Genomic DNA, 20102 nt, shown 5'->3' on the forward strand with positions numbered 1-20102 from the left:
TCACCGCGCTACCTTCATATTGCTAGCAATGGTAACGAAATGACGAGAACTATCAATATCTCGATTTTTATAAACCAACTTAAAATCGTTTAAGTTCGTCTAATTTCGTTTAATTTAGATAGATATACATAATTTTTCAAAATCGAATATTTTTAAATAAATATTAATAATATCGGGCAAACGAAGGGGTATCCATGCCCCTTTTGCAGACCTTTACCCGCGAGCAGATCGACTCTGACGTCACGCATTGGCGCAAGAGCCGCGCGTCTTGGACTCCCCCGTCGGCTAAGTATCGACAATGTGTGCCATCAAGCCCGTCTGATCCGGTGCAATGTGATCACCCAAAACGTGACGATCCGGATAGTCGCCGCCGTTTTGCCGACGAAATGCGATTGGCTCGTCCTCGAACAACCCTTCCACCCGACCACGCCAGGCCGCAGCGGCCGCGGCCATGCCTTCGACGTCGATGGCCGCAGCGCCATAGACGGCAAAGGTAGGCAGCACTTGCATGCCAGGAAAGAACAACGTGCCATGCGTGATAGGAAAGAGCAGTTGGTCCAATGGTCCGTTGATACCGCGAGGCGAGTAGTCGATCTCCGGCCCACCCACAGACACCGCCAGCAGCGCGCGCTTGCCGGCAAAAGCGCCGTCGCCGTAACGATAGGTGTTACCTGCCCCTTGATAGCCATAAGCCAATCCGTAGGCCCAGATCCTGTCCACCCACCCCTTCATGATCGCCGGCATGCTGAACCACCAAAGCGGGAAATGCAGAATCACCGCGTCGGCCACGGCGAGCTTGCGTTGTTCTTCTTCAACGTCGGGCGTCTGGTAGCCATTAGCAAACGCATGCCCGGACTCCTCGATGAAGGACAAGCGATTCTCACGAGCCCGCCTGGGAAAATCCCGGGCATCGAACACCGCTTTCCAATCCATGGCGTACAGATCAGACTGCATGACCTCGTGATGCTGGCCTTTCAGTACCTCGGCCGAAATCTCGGCGAGTTGATGGGTGACGGACGTGCGCTCGGGGTGGGCGTGGACAAGAAGAACGTTCATGGTTGGTGCTCCCTCATTAAAGAGAGACACGTTAGAACGGCATCAGATATAGTAGAAATGAATTTCCAGTATTTCAGGTATATGCATGAACTATTCCTTGAGGCGTCTCGACCTGAATCTGCTGGTCACGCTCGACGCTTTGCTGATCGAGCACAACGTGACGCGCGCGGCCGAACGCCTGCATCTGTCCCAGCCCACTGTGAGCGTACAACTCGCCCGGCTACGCGAGTTCTTCGGCGATCCGCTGCTGCTGCCCGGCCCCCGCGGCATGCGGCCAACCTCGCGCGCCGACGAACTGCGCGAGCCGTTGCGGCGAGCATTGGCCGCGTTGGCGCAGGCGGTGGCCCCCTCAAATCCTTTCGATCCCGCCCAGGCCAGCCAGACTTGGCGCATTGCGGCCTTTGACTACAGCGAGTTCACGATCGTGCTGCCCGCACTGGCGGCGCTGCGCGCGGCCGCGCCGGCAACACGCTTGGCCATCGTACAAAGTGCTCCCTCGCAAGTGGCGAAGAAAACGGAGCAAGGAGACATTGACCTGGCCTTCCTCATCGGTAGTGAGGCCCCCCTGGATCTACGTCGCACGTCAATGTTCACGGAACGCTATGTGTTGGCCGGCCGCGCCGGGCACCCTCGTTTGAAACGCCGTCCAAACCTGGCGCAGTTCTGCAGGCTCGACCATGTGATCGTGTCGCCGGACGGTGGCGGATTCCATGGCGTGACGGACACGGCGCTGGCCGAGCGGGGCATGACGCGTCGGGTCGTGCTGTCCGTGCCGCATTTCTTGGTCCTGAACACGGTGTTGGCAAGCACCGACATGGTGGCGATGGTGCCGTCGCGGTTAGTGAGCGGCAATGCCGCGCTGCAAGTCGTCGAGCCGCCTCTCGACGTACCCGGCTTCGAGATGCTCATGCTCTGGCCAGAGCGGGTCCATCGCGAACCCGCGCATCAATGGCTGCGAGAGCGCATCGCGAGCTCGGTACGAACGTCGTAAGGAGAATGGGTTGTGTAACTCGACTTGACGAGGCATCTCCGTCGGAGAAAACCACGATTGTCAGTTAGGTCCCTTATCGACCCTATCCACCCGACGCGTCAGTTCGCGTGTTCAATGGCTTTTGCCAATTCATGCTTGGACTGATCCCAGCCCGACGCCGGGACGAATTGGCCGACCTGGGCCTGTACGCGGTCGAGTTGTTCGCACAGGACATCGACCGGGGTGTCCGCGTCACCTACGTAGATGCCTTGCGTCATCGTGATGTGCGCGCATTCAAAGCTGCCCCCGCCCGCCAACAGAATCATGCGCGTCGGGGCGTCTTCGCCGACCAGAGCCACCATGCCCGGACTAACCTTCTCCGGCGTCAACACCTCAACCGCCTGCGCATCCAGCAAGCCCTCGGTCATCGCGGTGATGGCGGTGGGCGCCAGACAATTCACCCGCACGTTGTGTTTGGTTCCTTCGAGCGCGAGAGTCTGCATCAGGCCGACCAGCGCCATCTTGGCTGCGCTGTAGTTCGATTGTCCGAAATTGCCATACAGACCCGACGACGAGGTCGTCATCACGATCCGTCCGTATGACTGCGCGCACATTTGAGACCACACCGCCTTGGTGGCATTGACGGTGCCCATGACATGGACATCCAACACCAGGCGAAAATCGTCCAAGTCCATTTTGGCAAAGCTGCGATCCCGCAAAATGCCTGCGTTGTTCACCAAGATGTCGATCTGTCCAAAAGCCTCCACCGAACGGGCGGCCATGGCCTCCATGTCCGCATATCGCGTCACGTCGCTCACGACTGCGATGGCCTGTCCGCCGGCCGCGCGGATCTCCTCAGCCACATTCTGAGCCGTACTGCCAAGATCATTGACCACCACCCGCGCGCCATGTCGCGCCAGTTCAATAGCGTGGGCGCGTCCCAGCCCGCCACCTGCGCCAGTCACGATCGCCACCCTGCCCTCTAGTCGTTTCAACATACGCTGCTCCTGATAAACCATCACCATTGCGCCGACGACTTAGTCGACGCGCCGTACCGCAGGGTAATCGAACACGCCGTCCAAGTGAACAGGCTGGGGCTGGTACAGCCTCAGCGTCAGATAAAATTCCGCGCCTGCGGGCGCGGGTAGCCAGTTTTTTTCAGGCCCCGGATCGTTGGCCTGGATCGAGATGACCAAGCCACCATCCTTGTCATATTGCAGGCCCGGCGTACGATCGCCGATGGAATGTCGACCGATGGGATTGGCCGCCAACAGACAGTCGCTGCGACGGTATAGCGTAATCGACCAAAACGCGCCCACCCGCGGCCCGCCTTGCGGTGGAAAGCGTAGCTCATAACGCTGTGTGCCCGTCAACGGCACGCCATCGGCATCCACCTCGGCCATGATGTACATCGCCTCGTCGACACCCAGCGTGCCGATCCAGTTGCGTGCCACACGGGCGCGTGTCAGAACGTCGCTGCCAAAGCTCGTGCGCACAGCGACCGCTGTGGTCCAGCCGCCCCCCAACTCGGAAGGCTGCGCCACGTCGCGCAGCTCGGTGTAAACCTCGGCCAACGCCGTCTGCAGATCCGCTACGGTGGGCGGCCAGCCCGGCAAGGGCTCGGACGGAGGATTGCGTTCAAGCATGTTATCCAGCACGCGCAGGTATTCGTGAGCCTCGGGTATGCCGGTATCGCGGTTATCGAGCAGCACATCCAAGCGCGACAATGCAGGGGTGCCGTCGATTCGGCCAATGGCGAAGCGGTCTTGCAACGCATGCACTTGCGCCAAGTCCGCCGCATGGGGATCCACCAGAATGCGGCCGATGACCCACACGTCGTCGCTGGGAGCACTGATCCGATGCATACCCACCGGCACGGGTCCTTGCCAGCCGGGACCATGCACAAACAGGCGCTGCGCGTCTCCGCCCGTAGTGCGTCGCCCGGCATACGCCCAGGGGTTTGTCCAGGCATCCAGAAATCCCAGCACCCAGTAACGCGATCCCATCTCCGGAACGTCGATGACCAGCGGCCCCGCAGACAGGTCCAGCCACGCATTGGTAAACAGTGTGTCGTTGTTTGGCGTCACGACTTCTTTGTCGTCGGGACCCCGCAGCCTGCGAGTATGTGTGAACTGATTCACCCAACGCATTGTCGACGCGGGGCTGTCGCCGGCAAACCCCGCCACCGCATGCTTGCGCGCGGTATTCGAGGCCCGCATGCGTGCCATCTCGAACAGAGGCAACGTGACAATCACTGCCTGCCGGGTGGCGGATGATGCCCGGCAGGTGGCTCCCGTCAACAACACCGCATCCAACGCGCACACACCTTGGCCCCGCGGCAACACCATCAGCGGGTTCAGCTCCACCGAGTCGAGCGCGTCGCCCGCCGCCACGGCAAACTGCGAGAGTCGCACAATGCTCTCGGCCAACGCCTCCACATCGGCCGCGGGCGCGCCGCGAAAGCCCTCGAACAACGGGGCGATCTTCAGTTCGCTGATCATCTCGCGTGCCTGCTCGATATCGACAGGCGCCAGCCGCAATGCCACGTCTCCCAGCAATTCGACGTTCACGCCTCCCGCCCCGAGCATCACGACAGGCCCCAAAGCAGGATCCCGGCGCACGCCCAGGATGCACTCCACACCACCGCGCAACATCGGCGCAACCAGCACGCCCTGGACTCGCGCGTGCGGCGCTGCGCCGGCGACGGCCGACAAGATGCGATCATAGGCGCCAGCGGCCGCGGCCGCGTCACGGATATCCATCACCACGCCGCCGATATCACTCTTGTGCGTAATATCGGCGGACACGACCTTCATAACCACAGGAAAACCCAACGCGCATGCGTGATTCACTGCCTCTTCGCGAGACTGCGCATGGCGCGCCGACACAACCGGTATGCCGCTTTCGCTCAACACTCGCATGGCGTCGACCTCGCTGTATGCGCCGGGTCGCAGCGCAACCAACGGGCTCGCAACGGCAGGCTCAGGCATGGGCCGCCATTGTTGCGCATGAAAGAACCCCATCGCAGCCAGTACACGGATAGCTCTGGCCGGGTCGCCATAGCACAGGCATCCCTGCGCCTCGAGCGCGCGTTGCTGCGCGGTGTCGGCCAGCGCACTGAACATCACCAAGCGGCCGGGGAATTCCCGTCGTAAATCTCCGGCCAGTTGTTGTTGCCTGGCCTGCATGGCGGGCGTACTACCGAACGCCGCCAGAAAAATCAGCAGGCTGCCATAGTCACCCTGCTCTAACATCGCGCGGGCCGCGGTATCGAGCAGCGACGGATCGGCCGTCACCTGCCCAGTCAAATCGACCGGATTCTGCGTCGCGGCAAGGGGCACGCGGGCCCGGATAATTTCTTGCGCAGCCGCTGGCAGCTCGGCAACATCCAGCCCCGCCTCAGCGGCGTCGTCGGCCATCATCACGCCGACCCCGCCCGACACCGTCAACAGCCCCACGCGAGCATTGGTCGGCCGACCCGACACCACAAGACAATGCGCGATATCGAAAAATTCCTCGATGGAGCGTGCGCGCCAGGCACCATGTTGACGAAACAATGCTTGGTAAACCGCATCGTCGCCCGCCAACGCCGCGGTATGCGACGCGGCCGCTTGTGCACCTAGTGCCGTTCGGCCGACCTTCACTACCACCACCGGCTTGCTCGCGACGCGCGCCAAGTCCAATGCGCGCCGCAGTTTTCCACCGTCGCGGCAACCTTCCAGATAGGCCATGATTACCCGCGTCGCCGGGTCGTGCGCCATCCATGCAATGCAGTCGGCCACGTCAATGTCCGATTCATTGCCCGTCGTCACCCACGTGGAAAGGCCGACGCCGCGCTCACGCGCCATGGCGTAGGCGTACGCACCGAACGCACCGCTCTGGCTGACCAAGCCGATGTGGCCGGCCTTGACCAGACCGGTCGACACCACCGGCGAGAATGTGGCGTACACAGACTGCGCCACGTTCATGAAACCCAGGCAGTTAGGCCCCAACACCCGGATTCCCGCCGCGTTAGCCTTTTCTGCAAACCCACGCTGCGCGACGACGCCTTGCTCTCCGAGCTCGGCAAAACCGGCCGAGAACATGACGATGTTTCGCACTCCCGCGGCGATGGCATCATCGAGCGCCGCCTGCGCTCCAGCTGCGGGAATGGCGAAAATCGCCAGATCGATCGGCTTGCCCACGGCGCGCAATGATGGGAAGGACAGATGCCCCTCGATCCGCGACGCCCCGGCATTGATCGGATACACCTCGCCACGATAACCCTGCTCGAGCAGATATCGCACCGGCACGGCGCCGACTTTGGCGGGATTAGTCGATGCGCCAACAATAGCGATGGAACGCGGCGACAGAAAAGAATCTAGGTCGGACAAATTCATAAGCGGCCGGATGACAATGGGAAAACCTCTGCAAACTGCAAACGGCATCCGCACGTTGCGAATCCCCGAGGTTGGCCGCCTAAGATACGCGCCCGTCTTTTATCGGACAAGACGAGATTTCCGAAGTTTTTATCGGAAAATCTTATTTATTCACGCCCACGCCGACCTCGTGGGATCGCGGGGCGCGCGGTCGGCGCACGGCCGGCGTCGTCGACCTGCGCGGCCTCCAGGGCATAGTCCAGAAAACTTTCCACCGCGGGCGACAACGATGGTCGGCTACGGGAAAATAGCGCAATACGCCAATTTACGGCGGGCTGGCACAAGGGCACGAAGACCAGGCCAAAGCCTTCGACCAACGATCGCGCCATGGCAGGGCAGATGACATAGCCGGGCCTCACGCGCAGCAACGACAGTGCCGTGTTGACGCGATGCACCGGCACGATCTGCTCGGGATGATGCCGCGACGGCACATGACTCAGCACGTTCACCGCCAGATTGGGCATGTAGCTGATCAGTGGCCGTTCGCGCAGGTCTTTCCAACTGACCGATTTGCCCATCGCCAACGGATCATCGGGACGCAGCGCGGCCCACAAGGCGTCGATGCGGATCAGGTGCGCCTGCAGCGCATCATCGGCCAGCACGCCCGCCGGACCGAAGCCGATATCCGCGCTGCCGTTATGCAGGTTGGCCAACACCTGTTCGATCGGCACATCGTCAAACCGGATATCCACCCCAGGATGACGCTCGCCATAGCCGGCAATGAGTTCCGGCAGCAACGTGCACGACAACGTCTCGGGCGCGGCTACACGCACCAGCCCACGACGCAGTTCTTTCAGGTTGGTCACGCTCTCCAGGGCCTCGTCCAGGTCAGCCAACACGCGACGCACCATGGGTTCGAATGCCGTGCCGACCACCGAAGCGCTGACGCTACGCGTGTTGCGATCCAGCAATCGTACGCCCAGCCGGCTTTCCAATTCTTTGACCAGACCGCTCAAGGCCGCCTGCGACAAATGCATCGTATCGGCCGCCACAGAAAAGCTGCCGCATTCCAATACCGTGATAAAGGCCCGCAATTGCCGCAGCGTGACTTCGAATGCCATGAAATATCCTTTGCAGCCGCCGGAAAGTGAAAAATCGATTTATAACCTAAACCTTTAAGTTGTCAATAATTTGAAAATTGTCCTAATAGAAACAGCCATCTATCATCGCCTCTCGAGGGTCGCGAGGGCCCCGGCTTCTTGCGGATACCCAGGCGAACGCTCCCTATTCCTATTCGAACATCCAGGAGACAGATATGACAATGAGCCGAAGGACGCTATTGAGCGCGGCCGCCGCAGCCGCTTGCACCGGTATCGTGCCGAGCGCGCTGGCGCGCCAGGCATGGCCCGACCGCAACGTGAAAATCGTGGCACCGTACGGAGCCGGCGGCCCCAGTGACCTATCGGCGCGCCTGATCGGCAATTACCTGGCGCAGCACCTGAATCAATCCGTTATCGTGGAGAATAAAGCCGGCGCCGGCACCCGGGTCGCCAACGAATTTGTCGCTCAGGCCCCCGCCGACGGCTATACCATCCTGTATGCCGCCGCGCCCTATTCCACGCTACAGGCCCTGTACGGCGAACTCGGCTACGACCCCAAAAAAGACCTGCAACCGGTGGCCATGTCCGCCACGGTTCCCTTATTCTTGATCGTCAACGCGCAATCCCCTGCAAAGACCGCGCAGGAACTGATCGACTATGGGAAATCACAGACCAATGGCCTGACCTTCGGCTCGCCCGGCAACGGCTCGCTGCCACATCTGGCGGCCGAGCTCTTCCTGCGCGATGCCGACGTAAAAGGCTTGACGGTGCAATACCGGGGCGACGTTGCAGCATATACCGACCTGCTCGCCGGCCGCCTCGACGCCACCCTCACGGCCATCACTGCGGCACTGCCACACATCCAGAGTGGCAAGCTGCGTGTGCTGGGCGTGGCCTCGGCCGAGCCCAGCGAGATCTACCCGCAGGCACCCACCCTGCGCGGCCAAGGGTTGCCTAATGTAGTCGCGTCGGGCTGGTATGGGTTCATGGTGCCGGCGGGTGTACCCGCGGAAATCGTCAATCGCCTGGACACGGAAATCAACAACGCACTGGCCGACGCCGATATCAGAAAGCGTTTTCTGGCGCAGGGGATGGAGCCGCACCCGGGCAATGCCGCCGCATTCGGCAAATTCATCGACGCCGAGATGGCCAAGTGGAGCGATGTCATCCAGAAGGCGGGCATCCGGGGGTCGTGATTCGACTCGGCGTTGAACTGCACGTTCGACGCCCCGGTCGCCACCTACCTTCGGTACCAATCGCGCTGCAAACGGGGGAACAAAGAACGATCTCAGGCTTGGCCATGGGATCCTTCGGACGGTTTCGCAGCGTGGTCAAAGATCAAGCACGTCGTGGTGGCGTGCGCATACAGCTTGCCGTCGGGGCCGNCGATGCGGCCCTCGGCCGTGGCGACCTGACGCCCCGCGTGGATCACCTTTCCTTCGGCGCGCACGAGCGGCACTCGGTCACTCAGGGGACGTACCATGTTCACTTTCAATTCTAGCGTGGTGAACCCTTTCCCCGCGGGCAACGTCGTGTGCACTGCGCAGCCAACGGCCGAATCGAGCAGCGTGGCAAACCAACCACCATGCACAGTGCCCAGCGGATTGTAGTGTCGTCTCTGCGGTCGGCCTTGGAATACCGCAGCGCCGGGTTCCATGTGGATCGGCACGAAATCAAGCGTCTCGCCAATCGGTGGCGGTGGCAGTTCCCCAGCAAAGATCGCCTCGAACATCTCCATGCCCGAAAGACCAAAGATCTGCCGCTTGGGCTTGGCGTCGGCGGCACTCAAAAGTGCGCGGACTCGCGCCTCGTCCGCCTCCCAGCGCGCTAACACCTGTTCGATCACCATCGAGAGTTCTTCCTGGAAGCAATTTGTATAAACAGAGACGAGCGACGGAACGCGGAATTCGTCCTCTATGCATCAAGACGCGAGGATAGCCTTGATAGGGCTGCCGCCCGACAAACATCCAGAATCTCATCAGCGAGCGGCGAGTCGTCAGGACACGCGCGCGACAACACCATGGCGCCGACAACCTGCGCAATCACCTCGATACGTCTGGCGCGCAAGTCGGCTTCGCACATGCCGTCCTCTGGCGCACCGAGCTGGTTTGCCAGGATCTCCAGCATGCTTTCAACGCCAGTCGCAAAAACCGTCCTGATTGACTCCGGTTGACGCGCCGCGTCTCCGCATAGCGCGGCCATCGTACAACCTTCACTAAGTGCATCCCGATGCGCGCGGGATAGATAATGATTGACGAACGCCGGCGCATCGAGGCCTTCGGCCCTGGCGGCCCCTTGTGCAAAACCACAGGTCGCCGCTTGCGCCATCAGGTCAGCCTTGGACGAGAAGTGCTTGTAAAACCCGCCGTGGGTGAAGCCTGCGGTGGCCATCAAGTCCGCGATCCCCACCCCGTCGTAACCCCGCTCTCGAAACAGATGGGAGGCGGTTTCAACGATGCGCGTCCGGTTCGCCTGCGCCTGCGCTTTGGTGACCTTCATGTCCAGGATCTCTCTAGATGTGCCAGCAGTGAAATCAGTAATATACATTGATGTTGATCATCATCAAAATACTTGACAATAAAGATGATGATCGACATCATTGATGAACCTTACCATGGAAAGGACTCTGGATATGAACGACACGCACGTGACTGCACCCAGTTCCAGTATCCCGAATGCTTCCTGAAACACGCAATCCCGTTTCTGAAGAAGTGACGCCGTTGCACATCTCCATTTTCAGCCTGACCCACGACACAGTAGATAAACCATGACTGACAAATCGCTTTTCGAACCCTACACCCTGGGTTCACTCAATCTCTCCAACCGCGTCGTGATGGCGCCGTTGACGCGCAATCGCGCAGGCGCGGGGCTGGTTCCCAGCGAGCACGCCGCCATCTACTACAGTCAGCGCGCCTCAGCGGGCTTGGTGATCACCGAAGCCACGCAGATCTCAGCACAGGCCCAGGGCTACCAAGACACCCCTGGTCTATATACGCAGCCGCAGATCGACGGCTGGCGCAAGGTCACCGACGCCGTTCACGCGAAGGGCGGGCGGATTTTCGTCCAGTTGTGGCATGTCGGACGCATCTCCCACGTCGATCTGCAGCCAGATGGTGCTGCGCCGGTTGCACCGTCGGCCATCCGCGCCGAGACCAAGACCTTCGTTAACAATGGCTTTATGGATGTCTCTCAGCCGCGCGCGCTCGCGTTGGACGAACTGCCGTGCATCGTCGAGGACTTCCGCCAAGCCGCGGCCAATGCGATCGCGGCGGGGTTCGATGGGGTGGAGATTCACGGCGCCAACGGCTATCTGCTTGAACAATTCATCAAGGACGGCGCCAACGCCCGCACGGACGCCTATGGCGGCTCCATCGAGAACCGTGCCCGTCTCTTGCTGGAAGTCACCGCCGCGGTCGCCCGGGAAATCGGTGCAGACCGTACTGGCGTGCGCATCTCCCCCGTCTCGCCGGCCAACGGCATTTCCTGCAGCGCTCCCCAACCGCAGTACGACTACATCACCGAGCAGCTCAGTGCACTGGGCATCGTTTATCTGCACGTCGTGGAAGGCGCCACTGGTGGCCCACGCGATGTTGCACCGTTCGACTTCGATGCGTTGCGCAGCCGCTTCAAAAACACCTACCTGGCCAATAACGGATATGACCTCAAACTGGCCGGCGCCCGCCTGGCTGAGGACAAAGCGGACCTATTCGCCTTTGGCCGCCCCTTCATCAGCAACCCTGATCTGGTCGAAAGACTAGAGACCGGCGCCACCCTTGCCGCGCTGAACCCCGCCACCCTCTACGGCGGTGGCGCCGCGGGCTACATCGACTACCCGGCGCTCGCCGATTCCAACGCCCAGTAGTCATTGGCCCATACCGCACATCGCGGTATGGGCTCGCCTTTCGATCAAGAGAAAAACACATGACTACTCGTACCACTGTTCTCATCACGGGCGCCTCCACCGGCATTGGCGCCGTCTATGCCGAGCGCTTCGCGCGCCGCGGCCACGACCTTGTGCTGGTCGCCCGTGACAAGTCGCGGCTGCAAGTGCTCGCCGCGCGTCTGCGCGAGGAAACCGGCGCTGCCGTCGACATCCTTGCGGCTGATCTAACTCAGCCCAGCGATCTGGCCGCGATCGAGGCGCGCCTGCGCGAGGACGCCAGGATCGAAACCCTCATCAACAACGCCGGGGCCACGCTGCTCGGTCACTTCATCGACCAATCGACGGATGATGTCGCCCGTCTCGTCAACCTCAATACCACCGCACTGGTAAGGCTGGCGAGCGCCATCGCCCCGCGCCTGGCGCAGGCAGGCAAAGGTGCGATCGTCAACATAGGCTCCGTGGTCGGGCTGGCACCCGAATTCGGCATGTCGGTCTACGGTGCGACCAAGGCCTTCGTGCTGTTCCTGTCCCAGGGGCTGAGCCTGGAGCTCACGCCCAAGGGCGTCTACGTACAAGCAGTGTTGCCTGCGGGAACTCGCACCGAGATCTGGGAGCGTGCAGGCATCGACGTCAACACGCTTTCCGACTTGATGAACGTAGATGAATTAGTCGATGCGGCACTGGTCGGCTTCGACCGCCGTGAACTCGTCACGATCCCGCCACTGCATGATGCCGCGCACTGGGAGGCACTGGACACCGCACGGCTAGGCCTGCTTGCCGACCTCCGCCAGGCGCAAGTCGCGCAGCGCTATCGGGTCGCGCCTTGCCAGTGAAAGCCCTGTGAAAAATTGAATGCCCTCTACCGACAATAAGGAGGCGCGCGCTCTTCGACATGATAGAGATAATGAGATGGCTCAACCAAGGCTGAAGAGACTGCAGCCTGCGGGTTGCCCCAAATACATTCATTGAAAAACGCTAGAGAGCAGTTTCCTCATGAAAGCATTCATCATTAATCGGTATGGAAAAAAACAGGCGGGCCTTATCGACGAAATGCCCGCCCCGGAGGTGGGCGACGAGGATGTTCTGGTCCAGATCCACGCGGCGAGCGTCAACGCTCTGGATATCAAAATCAAGAGCGGCGAATTCAAACTGATTCTCCCCTATCGCCTTCCCCTGGTGCTGGGCAACGATATGGCTGGCAAGGTCGTGCGCGTCGGCTCTCGTGTTCACGGCTTCAAGCCCGGCGACGAGGTCTACGCGCGCCCGGACGATGATCGTATCGGCACCTTCGCCGAGCTCATTGCCGTGAAAGCGTCATCGCTAGCGCCAAAGCCTCAGAATCTCACCATGGTCGAGGCAGCCTCCCTGCCGTTGGTGGCATTAACAGCCTGGCAAGTGCTGGTCGAAACCGCCAAGCTGAAGAAAGGACAAAGCGTCTTCATCCAGGCCGGCTCGGGTGGCGTAGGGACCGTCGCCATCCAGTTGGCCAAGCATCTGGGAGCTTTCGTGGCCACAACCACGAGTACGGCCAATATTGGCTGGGTGAAGGCATTGGGCGCGGACGTCGTCATCGATTACAAGCAGCAGGACTTCGCCACCGAGCTACGTGACTACGACGTGGTGCTGAACAGCCTCGGCAACGACGAACTGAAGAAGTCTCTCCAGATCCTCAAGCCAGGCGGGCACCTTATCTCCATCTCCGGGCCTCCCACCCCGGCGTTCGCCGCCGCGAAACGTCTGGCCTGGCCGCTCAAACAGGTGCTGCGTCTGCTGAGCTTTGGCGTCCGGCGCCAAGCGAAAAAAGACGGCGTTGAATATACGTTCGTCTTCATGCGGGCTGACGGGACGCAGTTGCGCGAGATCACTTCCCTCGTCGAATCAGGCGCAATCCGCCCGGTCGTCGACAAAGTTTTCCCATTTGAGGACGCTCATAAAGCCTTGGCTTACGCAGAAAGTGGACGCGCCAAGGGCAAAGTCGTAGTGCAAGTGATGTAGCTAACACGCATACCTGCGCTTTGTATCAGAATACGCGCGAGCTAGGCGCTGCGAAATAATAGAAACCATCGCCCGGCTTGGCGGATGCATTCGGGAACACCACCATGCCATCACTGGGCGCCAGCAACGGCTCGCCATCGGCGCGTTGGGCGATGGCTTCTCCGGCCTTGACGGCGTCGCCCGTTTTCCAGGCCTGAGCCAAATGATCTCCCTCGTTCATGCACAGCACCACCTGAACGATCTCTACGCCGCGCGTCATGCTGATCTCAGGCTCGGGGGCATCCACTAGCCCCAAATGTGCCAGTGCATTCAAAATGGCACGATAGGCGACGTTGACGGCTTCGGGGTCGTTGTGTGAGCCGCATTCCAGCGTCACGGCATAGCCACCCGAGAAACGCATGTATTCCGTCGTGCCCACGCCTTCGGCAACGTGCCCCACGCGAAAGCCGTTCTCGGCGCGCAGCGCCAGTAGGCGGGCGTAGTTATCCAGCCAGCCATGCATGACGATATCCACGCCCAGCCGCGCAGCGAAAGCCGCCTCTTCTTTGGCCCACCGGAAAGGTTCGACCGGTCCGGTGTTATCTAAGGGGCCGCAGAAAATGAAGGGCTCGCCTTGCGATGAGAAAGAGTGCAGATCCAGCAGCACCTCGTGCTCGCGCAACAAGGGCGCCAGCACATTGGCGACCTTGTCTTCATAGTTCTGGGGAATCGGCTTGTCGCTGAAATCGCGGTTCAGGTTGCGGTCGCCTTCGCGCGTGTTCTGCCGATACGCCTTCAGATTGGCGATCGGCACGAAAGTGACTTTTCCCCGGCGGACTTTGATGCGGCCCGCGCGACAGTCTTCGATAACACGCAAGATAGCTTTGGTCCCGCAGACCTCGTTACCGTGCACCGCGCCCACAATGATCAGCTTACGGCCCGGCGCCATGCCGGTGAAGCAAACCGTCTCAAATGGATCATCCGGCGTTATGGTGGTCGTTTGCGGCACGCGACCGTCTGGGGTCGGGATATGGCTCATCGTCATGCTCTCTCGGGAAGGTGTCCGGTCGCCACTGGCAGAGGCTCGCGTCATGGCATCAAGGGGCTACTGTAGCGTATCAGGCCAACTCAGCGACACGACGGCAACGTACGAAATGCTCGGGATGCAACGCGTCGAGCGTGGGCACCGGCGGGGCTCGGCAAATCTCGCGCGCCTCGGGGCAGCGCGGGTGAAAGCCGCAGCCGGTAGGCGGATCATAAGGGTTGGGAATGTCGCCGGTGATCTTGGTGCCCCGAGTGCGGCCTGAGGGATCAGGAATGGCGGCGATCAGCGCACGGGTATAAGGATGGCGCGGCGTGCTGAAAATTTGCTGCCACGTACCGGTTTCTACGATGCGGCCTAAATACATGACGGCTACGCGATCGCTCATGTGTTCAACCACGCCAAGATCATGGCTGATCATCACGTAAGAAAGCCCTAGCGTTTCTTTCAAGTCGAGCAGCAGGTTAATGATTTGCGCGCGAATGGAAACGTCCAGCGCTGAAACCGGTTCGTCCAGAATCAGCAACTTGGGCTCAAGAATGAGCGCACGCGCAATGCCGATGCGCTGGCGCTGGCCTCCGGAGAATTCGTGTGGCAGACGACTGGCATGCTCCGGGCGCAACCCCACGCGGGCTAGCGTCTGGCTGATGCGCCCTTCTATTTCGGATGATGAGGTAATGCCGTGCAGGCGTAGAGGGGCTTCCAACGTCTTGCGCACGCTTTGGCGCGGGTTGAGCGAGGAATACGGATCCTGGAACACCATTTGCGTGATACGCGCCCATCCTTTGCGATCGATGCCCGCCGCACCCACCGTATGGCCATCGACCGTGACACGCCCGCCTGTGGGCGGTTGCAAACCCAGCAAGGAAAGCGCGAGAGTGGTCTTGCCGCAACCGGATTCGCCGACCAAACCCAGGCACTCGCCGCGTTTGAGCTCAAGATCTACGCCATTGACTGCGTGCACGGTACGCTTGGCGCCACCCAGCAGACCACCACCCATCGGAAAATGCACGACAAGGTCTTCGACCTTGAGGATGGGCTCATTGGTCATCTGGCTGACGTCGGGGCTGGAAATACTGGCCATGTTAGATGCTTGATTCAAGATGATGACACCGTACTAATCCCCCTCGCACCAGCACGGTTTCTGCGGGTGCGGTTGTCTGGCACATATCGGTGGCCGCATAACAGCGCGGATGAAAACGACAGCCGCCGGGAAAAGAAGACACTGGGGGAACGACACCGGAGATCTCTCGCAAACGTTGACGACCATGCTTGGCGCGCGAGCCAAGCAACGGCAAAGACGCCACCAGTCCCTTGGTATAGGGATGGCTGGGGGACTCGAATATCTCGTCCGCATTGCGTTGCTCGACCAATCGGCCCGCATACATGACGCCGACGCGGCGACACATATTGGCGATCAACCCCAGATCATGACTGATCATCAGGACAGACGTGCCCTGCTCTTTGGATAGATCACGAATCAGGTCAAGAATTTCCGCCTGAACGGTGACGTCCAGCGCGGTCGTCGGTTCGTCTGCCAACAGCAGGCCAGGGCCACAGGCTAGCGCAATGGCAATCATGACGCGCTGGCGCATGCCGCCCGAAAGTTGATGCGGATAATCTTTCATGCGGCGCTCCGGCGCCGGCACCCGCACGTTGTCCAGCGCCTGCACCGCGTGGCGCTCGGCCTCTTTCCAGCCCATGGCCTTGTGCAGCACGAACATCTCGGCAATCTGGCGGCCAACGGGCGATAAGGGGTTGAGCGCCGTCATTGGTTCCTGAAAAATCATGGAGATCCGGTTGCCACGCAGCTTGCGCATCTCGGGGCCGGAAAGGCTTTGAATCTCTTTACCTTCTAACCGGATGCGGCCCCCCCCGATGACGAGCGGCGCGCGTAGCAGGCCAATCAAAGCCAGCGCCGTAATGCTCTTGCCGCAGCCCGATTCACCGACCAGCCCAAAGGTCTCGCCACGCATGATCGTAAAAGACACCTCTTCGACTGCGCTGAGTCGCTGGCCGTCTGTCAGCAGATCGATTCTGAGGTTTTCCACCTCAAGCAAAGGTTGATCAGTCATGTCCGACGCGTCCGGGATTGAGGATCAAGAATGTCGCGTAGCCCGTCGCCCAACAAATTCAGGCCCAGCACGGTCATGAAAATCGCCATGCCCGGAAAGATAAGAATCCACGGTGCCGTGGAGATCTGGTCGCGGGCATCGGAGAGCATGCTGCCCCAGCTGGGGAACGGCGGCCGAATCCCCAGCCCCAGAAAAGACAATGATGCCTCGGCTAGCACCGCACCGCCCATGCCGAGCGTGCCGATGACAATCAGGGGGCCCAACATGTTCGGCAGCAATTGCGTGAACATGATGCGAATGTCGCTATAACCCAGAATGCGGGCGGCTTGCACATAGCCTTGGCTTTTCAGAGACAAGGCAGAGGCCCGCGCCAATCGACAGGTGAAGGACCAGTTGGTCAGCCCCAGCGCAATCACCAGGCTGACCAGGCCTGGGTCCATGATGGCCATAATGGCCAGCGCAAAGATCAGCGAAGGAATGGCCAGCATGAGGTTCGTCAACGCGCTGACGAAATCATCCCACCAACCTCCCCAATATCCGGCGGACAGTCCCAAGGCAATGCCGATGGCCGTATTGATGATCTGCGACAGAATCCCCACCGTAAGAGAAATGCGCGCGCCATACAGCACGCGGCTATAGATGTCTCGCCCTTGTGCATCGGTGCCGAACCAGAACGCCATGCCTGGCGGCTCTTCGGCGGTCATCAAGTCGGCGTCCATGACGGGATCGGTGTGGGCCAGCCACGGCGCGAAAATTCCCGCGATTACAACCAGCGCAAAGAGCGCGCCGCCAATTAGCAAGTTTGCTCTGATCTTCATGCGTCCTCAGGTGTATTTGATACGCGGGTCGATGATGGCACACAGGACGTCAACGAGCGTATTGACCAGCAAAAAGAACAGGACAATCGCCAGGATGGCACCCTGCACGACCGGGATGTCTCGCAGCGTGACGCTGTCGACCAGCAACGAACCTACGCCCGGCCACGAGAACAGTTTTTCCACGATGACGGCCTGACCAATCACTGAACCCAATTGCAGGCCGATCGTCGTCAAGATGATCACCAAGGCATTGCGGGCCAGATGCCACTGCACGACTCGGCGCTCGCTCATCCCTTTGGCGCGCGCCGTACGCACAAAATCGGCATTCATGATCTCCAGCACAGCGGCGCGTGTGGTACGCGCCAACAAGGCCAGCGGACCGACGCCCAGCGCTACCGCAGGAAGAATCAAATATTTCAGATCGCCGTCGCCATAACCGAAACTGGGCAGCCATCCCAACACCAGGGCAAAGAAATACATGAGCATCAACCCCAACCAGAACTTGGGGATAGACAGGCCCGAAACGGCAATCACCATGGACGCGGAGTCAAGCAGGCCGCCGGGGCGCATAGCGGCCATGAAACCGATAGGAACGCCAAACACAATGGCAAACCCCATTGCAGCCAGACAAAGCTGCAAGGTCGGCCCCGCGCGTTGGGCAAGCACGGTGGTAACGGGTTGACGTGACCGAAACGACGTACCCAGATCCAGTTGCGTCAACTGGACCACGTATTTGCCAAAGCGTGTCGGCAAAGGCTCATCCAAGCCGAACTCTTTGTTCATCCGTTCCATGACGGCAGCATCAAGCACGTTGCGCCCGTCGTCACTCATGCTGGAGGCGAAGGTGCCAGGAATGACGCTGAAGATCACAAAAATCAGCAATACAGCGGCCAGCACAATCGGCACGGTTTGTAAAAAGCGCCGTACAAGAAACGACAGCATTCAACTTCTCCAACGCCGACACCCGGGGCACACGTCCCAGGTGCCGGATTCAACGCCTCGCAGGCTGCACAGGCGCGGCATGACGAATTACTTGGCCGCAGGCGAGGTGCTGTCGATCCAGACATCCTCGTAGTTCTGGACAGCCAATTCGGTCGCGTTGGGTTGCAGGCCATGTACCCAGGGCTGATAGGCCATGGCCGCCTTGTTGTAGTTGAAGAACCACATTGGGGCTTCATCAAACACAATGGCGTTGACCTTCTTCAAATTGGCGATTCGGACCGACTCGTCAGTGCTGGCATTCGCCTCATCCAGCAGGCGGTCCACCTCGGGGTTATTGAACAAGGTGTAGTTGCAAGCCGACTGAGGCGTCTTGGAGTGAAAACACATCAACACGCTCATAGGATCAGGGCCCGTGTTCAAGGACCAGATATAGGCCTGGAAATCGCCCTTGCGCACGGTCTCGGCCAGCACGGTGCCTTCCACCGGGCGAATTTTCGCCCTGATACCGACTTTTTCCAGCATCGGGACGACGGCTTCGGCAATGGGAATACCCCAGCTTTCATTAGGCGTGGCTGTCCACTCGAATTCAAAGCCATCGGGATAGCCTGCTTCGGCCAACAATTGTTTTGCCTTGGCCGGGTCATACGGATAGGGCTTCATATCCTTGTCAAAAGCAGGCGATGCCGGGGGCAGCCAACTGCTGGCGCGGTATGCCTTGTCCTTGACCAATTTCTTGATGATGAGGTCCGTGTTGATGGCGTAGTTAATCGCCTGGCGCACACGCTTGTCCGAAAACGGTTTGAAGGACGGATTCATACCCATGGCACGCGTGTAGACCTCCGCCACCTCAAGAATATTCTTGGAAAGCTCGGGATCCTTTTGGTAAGCCATGTACTGCACTGGGCCGAGTATGGACGCGTCAATTTCCTTGTTGCGGAAAGCCACGTCGCGCGCGGCGGCCTCGCCCATCAACTGTACGGTCACTCGATCGGTGTAGGGCTTGCCAGGCTTGTAGAACTTATCAAAGCGCTCGGCCACGAAACGCGAGCCCGGCACGTACTCAACGAACTTATAGGGCCCTAAGCCGATCGGGTGGGTGAAGAACCCCTCTTTCATCGCCTCTTCTGCGGGATAGATCGAGGTCATCGCTGAATAGAAGGAATTGGCCGGGTCACCGCGCTCGACCAGTGTCATTTCAAAGGTGGAGTCGTCGATCTTCGTCAAACCGGAAATGGTCTTGGCCTGGCCCTTTTCAACCTCTATCGCACCTTTGATCAAGCGCACATAGCGCGCGCCGGGATAGGCTTTGGCGCCATCCATCATGCGCGTGAACGACCAGATCACATCATCGGCCTTCAGTTTTCTGCCATTGTGAAAATACGCGTCATCGCGCAGCTTGTAGGTATAGGTCAGGCCATCGGGCGAGACACTGACGGAGCTGGCCAACTCGGGCACCGACTTGTTGCTATTTGCATCCCACAGATAGAGGGATCGGTGAATGGCCTTGGCATAAATTTCATCTTGCGCACGGTTCGACGTATGGATGTCCATGTTCGCAAAAGTCGCCCCATAGGGCGCCACATAACGCAGCGTGCCACCGTGGCGCGGCGTCTCATCGGCGGCAAATGCACAGGTGCCGGCTGCGAAGACTGCGACAAGCGAGGCAGCTAAAGCAAATTTCTTGACCACGTTTATCCCCTCAAGTGAATGGGACAGGGTATCGAGACATTCTCCGAAAAAATTGACTCAATACGACACTTTCAAGGACAAGTCGGGATATTCCACCCCCATCACGAGGACACGTAACGGGCCCATTTTCTCGGCACCCTCGGCCGCAAACCCACTGTTCACGCGGCCTGGGCCGGTACGCCGCCCACCCTCACC

The 20102-nt window shown here is 60.1% G+C and carries 16 protein-coding genes and 2 pseudogenes; 5 read left to right on the plus strand and 13 right to left on the minus strand.

The window, feature by feature from the left end; genetic code table 11:
• Positions 1 to 285: 285 nt before the first annotated feature.
• Positions 286 to 1056 (minus strand): NAD(P)H-dependent oxidoreductase, encoded by a 771-nt coding sequence (locus tag ACNAZS_RS02745; RefSeq protein WP_415785905.1) that lies wholly within the window; start codon positions 1054 to 1056, stop codon positions 286 to 288.
• Between the two features lie 85 nt (positions 1057 to 1141).
• Between ACNAZS_RS02745 and ACNAZS_RS02750 the strand changes: the two genes are divergently transcribed.
• The gene (locus tag ACNAZS_RS02750) at positions 1142 to 2047 is read left to right on the plus strand and encodes a LysR family transcriptional regulator (protein WP_415785907.1); all 906 of its coding nucleotides are present in this window, start codon (positions 1142 to 1144) and stop codon (positions 2045 to 2047) included.
• Between the two features lie 98 nt (positions 2048 to 2145).
• Here the strand turns inward: ACNAZS_RS02750 and ACNAZS_RS02755 are convergent, their stop codons facing one another.
• The 3 genes from ACNAZS_RS02755 to ACNAZS_RS02765 all read right to left on the minus strand — a co-directional run bounded on the left by ACNAZS_RS02755 (position 2146) and on the right by ACNAZS_RS02765 (position 7505).
• Complete coding sequence (locus ACNAZS_RS02755) at positions 2146 to 3024, minus strand: SDR family NAD(P)-dependent oxidoreductase (protein ID WP_415785909.1); 879 nt, start codon at positions 3022 to 3024, stop codon at positions 2146 to 2148.
• A 39-nt stretch (positions 3025 to 3063) separates the two neighbouring features.
• Positions 3064 to 6405: an acetate--CoA ligase family protein gene (locus tag ACNAZS_RS02760; protein ID WP_415785911.1), complete on the minus strand. Its 3342-nt coding sequence runs from the start codon at positions 6403 to 6405 to the stop codon at positions 3064 to 3066.
• Positions 6406 to 6551: 146 nt separating this feature from the next.
• Positions 6552 to 7505: a LysR family transcriptional regulator gene (locus tag ACNAZS_RS02765; RefSeq protein WP_415785913.1), complete on the minus strand. Its 954-nt coding sequence runs from the start codon at positions 7503 to 7505 to the stop codon at positions 6552 to 6554.
• Positions 7506 to 7699: 194 nt separating this feature from the next.
• Here ACNAZS_RS02765 and ACNAZS_RS02770 point away from each other — a divergent pair, with 194 nt between their 5' ends.
• Positions 7700 to 8680, plus strand: coding sequence for a Bug family tripartite tricarboxylate transporter substrate binding protein (locus ACNAZS_RS02770; RefSeq protein WP_415785915.1), 981 nt, complete (start codon positions 7700 to 7702; stop codon positions 8678 to 8680).
• 92 nt (positions 8681 to 8772) lie between these two features.
• Here the strand turns inward: ACNAZS_RS02770 and ACNAZS_RS02775 are convergent.
• From ACNAZS_RS02775 to ACNAZS_RS02785, 3 genes and pseudogenes are all read right to left on the minus strand, one after another.
• A pseudogene (locus tag ACNAZS_RS02775) lies at positions 8773 to 8869 on the minus strand (hypothetical protein); the annotation flags it as partial.
• Position 8870: 1 nt separating this feature from the next.
• A pseudogene (locus tag ACNAZS_RS02780) lies at positions 8871 to 9333 on the minus strand (PaaI family thioesterase); the annotation flags it as partial.
• Positions 9334 to 9398: 65 nt separating this feature from the next.
• A complete protein-coding gene (locus ACNAZS_RS02785; RefSeq protein ID WP_415787038.1) occupies positions 9399 to 9983 on the minus strand; it encodes a TetR/AcrR family transcriptional regulator in 585 nt (194 codons plus the stop codon).
• Between the two features lie 268 nt (positions 9984 to 10251).
• Between ACNAZS_RS02785 and ACNAZS_RS02790 the strand changes: the two genes are divergently transcribed.
• The 3 genes from ACNAZS_RS02790 (at position 10252) to ACNAZS_RS02800 (ending at position 13362) form a co-directional block, all read left to right on the plus strand.
• The gene (locus tag ACNAZS_RS02790; RefSeq protein ID WP_415785917.1) at positions 10252 to 11346 is read left to right on the plus strand and encodes an alkene reductase; all 1095 of its coding nucleotides are present in this window, start codon (positions 10252 to 10254) and stop codon (positions 11344 to 11346) included.
• A gap of 59 nt (positions 11347 to 11405) precedes the next feature.
• Positions 11406 to 12200 (plus strand): SDR family NAD(P)-dependent oxidoreductase, encoded by a 795-nt coding sequence (locus ACNAZS_RS02795; protein WP_415785919.1) that lies wholly within the window; start codon positions 11406 to 11408, stop codon positions 12198 to 12200.
• 160 nt (positions 12201 to 12360) lie between these two features.
• Positions 12361 to 13362 carry an NADP-dependent oxidoreductase gene (locus ACNAZS_RS02800; RefSeq protein WP_415785921.1) on the plus strand — a complete coding sequence of 334 codons (1002 nt, stop codon included), beginning with the start codon at positions 12361 to 12363 and terminating at the stop codon, positions 13360 to 13362.
• A 25-nt stretch (positions 13363 to 13387) separates the two neighbouring features.
• Here the strand turns inward: ACNAZS_RS02800 and ACNAZS_RS02805 are convergent, their stop codons facing one another.
• From ACNAZS_RS02805 to ACNAZS_RS02830, 6 genes are all read right to left on the minus strand, one after another.
• On the minus strand, positions 13388 to 14386 hold the full coding sequence (locus ACNAZS_RS02805; RefSeq protein ID WP_415785923.1) for a succinylglutamate desuccinylase/aspartoacylase family protein: 999 nt from the start codon (positions 14384 to 14386) through the stop codon (positions 13388 to 13390).
• Positions 14387 to 14459: 73 nt separating this feature from the next.
• On the minus strand, positions 14460 to 15485 hold the full coding sequence (locus ACNAZS_RS02810) for an ABC transporter ATP-binding protein (protein ID WP_415785925.1): 1026 nt from the start codon (positions 15483 to 15485) through the stop codon (positions 14460 to 14462).
• Positions 15469 to 16458 (minus strand): ABC transporter ATP-binding protein, encoded by a 990-nt coding sequence (locus ACNAZS_RS02815; protein ID WP_415785927.1) that lies wholly within the window; start codon positions 16456 to 16458, stop codon positions 15469 to 15471. The genes ACNAZS_RS02810 and ACNAZS_RS02815 overlap by 17 nt, the downstream gene beginning before the upstream one ends.
• The gene (locus tag ACNAZS_RS02820; RefSeq protein WP_415785929.1) at positions 16455 to 17276 is read right to left on the minus strand and encodes an ABC transporter permease; all 822 of its coding nucleotides are present in this window, start codon (positions 17274 to 17276) and stop codon (positions 16455 to 16457) included. The genes ACNAZS_RS02815 and ACNAZS_RS02820 overlap by 4 nt, the downstream gene beginning before the upstream one ends.
• 6 nt (positions 17277 to 17282) lie before the next feature.
• Positions 17283 to 18218 (minus strand): ABC transporter permease, encoded by a 936-nt coding sequence (locus ACNAZS_RS02825; RefSeq protein ID WP_415785931.1) that lies wholly within the window; start codon positions 18216 to 18218, stop codon positions 17283 to 17285.
• An 87-nt stretch (positions 18219 to 18305) separates the two neighbouring features.
• On the minus strand, positions 18306 to 19907 hold the full coding sequence (locus tag ACNAZS_RS02830) for an ABC transporter substrate-binding protein (protein WP_415785933.1): 1602 nt from the start codon (positions 19905 to 19907) through the stop codon (positions 18306 to 18308).
• Between the last annotated feature and the right edge of the window lie 195 nt (positions 19908 to 20102).

The organism is Bordetella tumulicola (genome assembly GCF_965138755.1).
Taxonomy (GTDB): Bacteria; Pseudomonadota; Gammaproteobacteria; order Burkholderiales; family Burkholderiaceae_B; genus Bordetella_A; species Bordetella_A tumulicola.

Bases quoted from the DNA above. Each gene is read 5' to 3' on its own strand.
- ACNAZS_RS02770 (WP_415785915.1), top strand. From the start codon at position 7,700: ATGACAATGAGCCGAAGGACGCTATTGAGCGCGGCCGCCGCAGCCGCT.
- ACNAZS_RS02820 (WP_415785929.1), bottom strand. From the start codon at position 17,276: ATGAAGATCAGAGCAAACTTGCTAATTGGCGGCGCGCTCTTTGCGCTG.
- ACNAZS_RS02800 (WP_415785921.1), top strand. From the start codon at position 12,361: ATGAAAGCATTCATCATTAATCGGTATGGAAAAAAACAGGCGGGCCTT.
- ACNAZS_RS02785 (WP_415787038.1), bottom strand. From the start codon at position 9,983: ATGAAGGTCACCAAAGCGCAGGCGCAGGCGAACCGGACGCGCATCGTT.
- ACNAZS_RS02750 (WP_415785907.1), top strand. From the start codon at position 1,142: ATGAACTATTCCTTGAGGCGTCTCGACCTGAATCTGCTGGTCACGCTC.
- ACNAZS_RS02755 (WP_415785909.1), bottom strand. From the start codon at position 3,024: ATGTTGAAACGACTAGAGGGCAGGGTGGCGATCGTGACTGGCGCAGGT.
- ACNAZS_RS02745 (WP_415785905.1), bottom strand. From the start codon at position 1,056: ATGAACGTTCTTCTTGTCCACGCCCACCCCGAGCGCACGTCCGTCACC.
- ACNAZS_RS02795 (WP_415785919.1), top strand. From the start codon at position 11,406: ATGACTACTCGTACCACTGTTCTCATCACGGGCGCCTCCACCGGCATT.
- ACNAZS_RS02790 (WP_415785917.1), top strand. From the start codon at position 10,252: ATGACTGACAAATCGCTTTTCGAACCCTACACCCTGGGTTCACTCAAT.
- ACNAZS_RS02825 (WP_415785931.1), bottom strand. From the start codon at position 18,218: ATGCTGTCGTTTCTTGTACGGCGCTTTTTACAAACCGTGCCGATTGTG.
- ACNAZS_RS02760 (WP_415785911.1), bottom strand. From the start codon at position 6,405: ATGAATTTGTCCGACCTAGATTCTTTTCTGTCGCCGCGTTCCATCGCT.
- ACNAZS_RS02815 (WP_415785927.1), bottom strand. From the start codon at position 16,458: ATGACTGATCAACCTTTGCTTGAGGTGGAAAACCTCAGAATCGATCTG.
- ACNAZS_RS02805 (WP_415785923.1), bottom strand. From the start codon at position 14,386: ATGACGATGAGCCATATCCCGACCCCAGACGGTCGCGTGCCGCAAACG.
- ACNAZS_RS02765 (WP_415785913.1), bottom strand. From the start codon at position 7,505: ATGGCATTCGAAGTCACGCTGCGGCAATTGCGGGCCTTTATCACGGTA.